At 62.9% G+C, this 3,154-nt stretch carries 4 protein-coding genes; all 4 read left to right on the forward strand.

What is annotated here, in order from left to right:
• The first annotated feature begins 177 nt into the window (after positions 1–177).
• From tnpA to LJE61_RS04470, 4 genes are read left to right on the forward strand one after another with little or no spacing between them, the layout of a single operon-like run.
• The gene (gene tnpA / locus LJE61_RS04455) at positions 178–528 is read left to right on the forward strand and encodes an IS66-like element accessory protein TnpA (RefSeq protein WP_296917563.1); all 351 of its coding nucleotides are present in this window, start codon (positions 178–180) and stop codon (positions 526–528) included.
• Entirely contained in the window at positions 525–872 is a 348-nt protein-coding gene (gene tnpB, locus LJE61_RS04460; protein ID WP_296917565.1) for an IS66 family insertion sequence element accessory protein TnpB, read from the forward strand. The genes tnpA and tnpB overlap by 4 nt, the downstream gene beginning before the upstream one ends.
• Before the next feature lie 46 nt (positions 873–918).
• Positions 919–2,457 carry an IS66 family transposase gene (gene tnpC, locus LJE61_RS04465; RefSeq protein WP_296917567.1) on the forward strand — a complete coding sequence of 513 codons (1,539 nt, stop codon included), beginning with the start codon at positions 919–921 and terminating at the stop codon, positions 2,455–2,457.
• Positions 2,458–2,462: 5 nt separating this feature from the next.
• Positions 2,463–3,119, forward strand: a complete 657-nt coding sequence (locus LJE61_RS04470; protein WP_296917568.1) for a UPF0149 family protein — start codon at positions 2,463–2,465, stop codon at positions 3,117–3,119.
• Positions 3,120–3,154: the final 35 nt, after the last annotated feature.

Raw genomic sequence — 3,154 nt, forward strand, 5'->3', positions numbered from 1 at the left:
TTTGATAGCCGATCTTGATGTCTTTCGCCCAAAAGGGAATGAGCCCCCAACGCGCAAGGATCAACGTAACCGTCCGGCGTGACTGACCTTGCGGTTTCTGGTCTGAGCTGTCGTCATTGAGGGTGATGGCGGGCGATGGTGTCCACTATCGATGGTGGACACTATTGGGGTTGATTGATGGTGCGGCGTCATCGCCGGTTCTGGAGCGACGAGGAGAAGCGGCGGATCGTGGCCCAGGCGCGGTCGCCGGGGGTTTCGGTTTCTGTGGTGGCGCGGCGTTACGACGTCAATGCCAATTTGGTGTTCAAATGGCTTCGGGACCCGCGCTATCGGCTGCCGGTGGGCGAGGCCGTGTCCTTTCTGCCGGTCGAGATTACCCCCGATCGACCCGCACCGGCCGCTGAGGCGCCGGCGCTGGGTGCGGCAGTTGAGATCGAATTGGCGTGCGGCACGCGGCTTCGGGTTGATGCGCGGATCGATGAGGCGTCGCTGACGCGGATCATCCGGGCGCTGAGGGCGGTGTCATGATTCCGGTGCCGGCGAATACGCGGGTGTGGCTGGCGGCGGGTGTCACCGACATGCGCAAGGGGTTCAACGGTCTGGCGGCGCAGGCGCAGAAGGTTCTCGCCGCGGATCCTTATTGCGGCCATCTGTTCGTCTTCCGCGGCCGTCGCGGTGATCTGATCAAAGTGGTGTGGTGGGACGGTCAGGGGGCGTGCCTGTTTGCCAAGCGGCTCGAGCACGGACGCTTTGTCTGGCCCTCGCCGGCGGACGGCAAGATCGCGATCACGGCGGCACAGTTGGCGATGCTTCTGGAGGGGATCGACTGGCGCAGCCCTCTGAGGACATGGCGCCCTTTGACGGCCGGATAAATTTCGAACAAAAGCAGGGAGATATGGGCTCCTGGGGATTCCCTCGGTGGCGCTGCTCGGCTATAAGCTGGATATGTTCTCAGACGTCAATTCGCTGCCCAAAGATCCCGCCGAACTGCGGGATGCGGCGATCGATCTGGTGGCGCTCGTCAAGTCCCAGGCGCTGCAAATCGAGAAGCTCAAGCATGAGCTTGCCGGGCATCGCCGGCACCGGTTTGGGTCGACGTCGGAGACGCTGGATCAGCTCGAACTGCGCCTCGAAGACGAGGAGATCGCAGCCGCGAAGGCGAGTGGACGCGCCCCGGCTGGCACGCCGGAGGGCACAACCAAACCCAAGGATAAGCCGAAGCGCAAGCCGCTCCCGGCTGGTCTTCCGCGCAACGAGCAAGTGCTCTCGCCCGGCGAGGCCTGCGGCACGTGCGGCGGCATCCTGAAGAAGCTCGGCGCGGACGTGACCGAGGAGCTGGAATACGTCCCGGGCCGGTTTGTCGTGAACCGCATCGTCCGCCCGCGCATGGCCTGTGCCGGCTGCGAGGCGATCTGCCAGGCGCCGTTGCCCTCACGCCCGATCGAGCGGGGAAGGCCGGGCCCCGGCCTGCTCGCCCATGTGCTGGTCTCGAAGTATGGCGATCATCTGCCCCTCTACAGGCAGAGCCAGATCTTCGAACGCGACGGCATCGATCTCGACCGCTCGACGCTTGCCGACTGGGTCGGGAAATCAGCCGCGCTGTTGGAGCCGCTGGCCGACGCCATCGGGCGCCATGTTCTCAAGGGACAGGCGATCTTCGCCGATGACACGCCCCTGAAGATGCAGGCGCCCGGAAATGGCCGCGCCAAGACCGCGCGGGTCTGGACCTATGTCCGCGAAGAGCGGCCCTGGCTCGGCCAGGCGCCCCCGGCCGCCTGGTACCGGTTCACTCTCGATCGCAAGGGCGCCCATCCCGCTGACCACCTGACCGGCTACACGGGATGGATGCACGCCGACGGCTACTCCGGCTTCAACGAGCTTTATCGCTCCGGCGGCATATCAGAGGTGGCGTGCCTGGCTCATATCCGACGCAAGTTCACGGATGTCTTCCAGTCCGAAGGGTCAGTCATCGCCGAGGAGGCCATAAAGCGCATCGCCGGGCTCTACGGTGTGGAGAAGGACGCCCGCGGCCAACCGCCCGATGAGCGGGTGCGGCTGCGGCAGGCGCATGCCCTGCCGATCTTCGACGATCTGGAAACCTGGCTAAACGCCCAACTCCCGAAGATTTCGGGTAAATCCGAGCTCGCCAAGGCGATCCGCTATGCCCTGACCAGGATGACGAAACTCCGTCCCTACCTCGACCACGGCTTCCTGGAGGCGGACAACAACTCCGCCGAGCGGTCAATGAAGCCGATCGCCCTGGGCCGGAAGAATTTTCTGTTCGTCGGCTCCGAGGGAGGCGGCAAGTCGGCCGCCATCGCCTACACCCTGATCGAGACGGCGAAGCTCAATGGCGTCGATCCGCAAGCCTGGCTCACGGACGTGCTTGGCCGTATCGCCGAACACAAGATCAATCGCATCGACGAGCTTTTGCCGTGGAGTTGGAGCAGGGTGTGAGCGACATGCTGTCAAGAAAGCTCCGGCAACTGGACGACTTTCTGCTCAGCGAGGCGGTCGGTGACGACGCCATGCTTCTGAGCGAGCTTGACGGGTTCCTGGCGGGAGTGATCGTCTGTCCGGAGATGATCATGCCCAGCGAATGGATGCCGATGGTATGGGGACATGATGAAGGCCCGGTGTTTGATGACGTGAAACAGGCGCAAGCCATCAGCGACCTGATCCTGGGGCACTACAACGACATTATCCGGCAGTTGGACCAGGGGCGCTACCGCCCCATCTTCGACTTCGATACCGATGAAACCATTCTATGGGAGATATGGATCGAGGGATTTGTCGAGGCCATGCGCCTGCGCCCCGAGGCTTGGCTCGCTTGGGCTGAAGACAACGACGCTGATCTTCAGCGGGCTTGGTTCGTGCTCGGGCGGCTCGGGGAATTGACGACCAACCCAAATGACATTGAGCCCTTGGATATCGACGAGGAACTAGAAGACCTCGCCCCCGATCTCATCCCGTCACATGTCGAGATTTTGCACAAAGCACGACTGACCAAGGCATCAAAAAACAGGCCGGAACCGTCCACCTTTGCCGTAAAAATCGGCCGGAACGACCCATGCCCCTGTGGCTCCGGCAAGAAATTCAAAAAGTGCTGCCTCAACTGAAAACCGTCACCCTGACCGGACGCTTACTGGGATGC

Origin of the sequence: Thiocapsa sp. (assembly GCF_022340925.1) — a bacterium.
Classification (GTDB): domain Bacteria; phylum Pseudomonadota; class Gammaproteobacteria; order Chromatiales; family Chromatiaceae; genus Thiocapsa.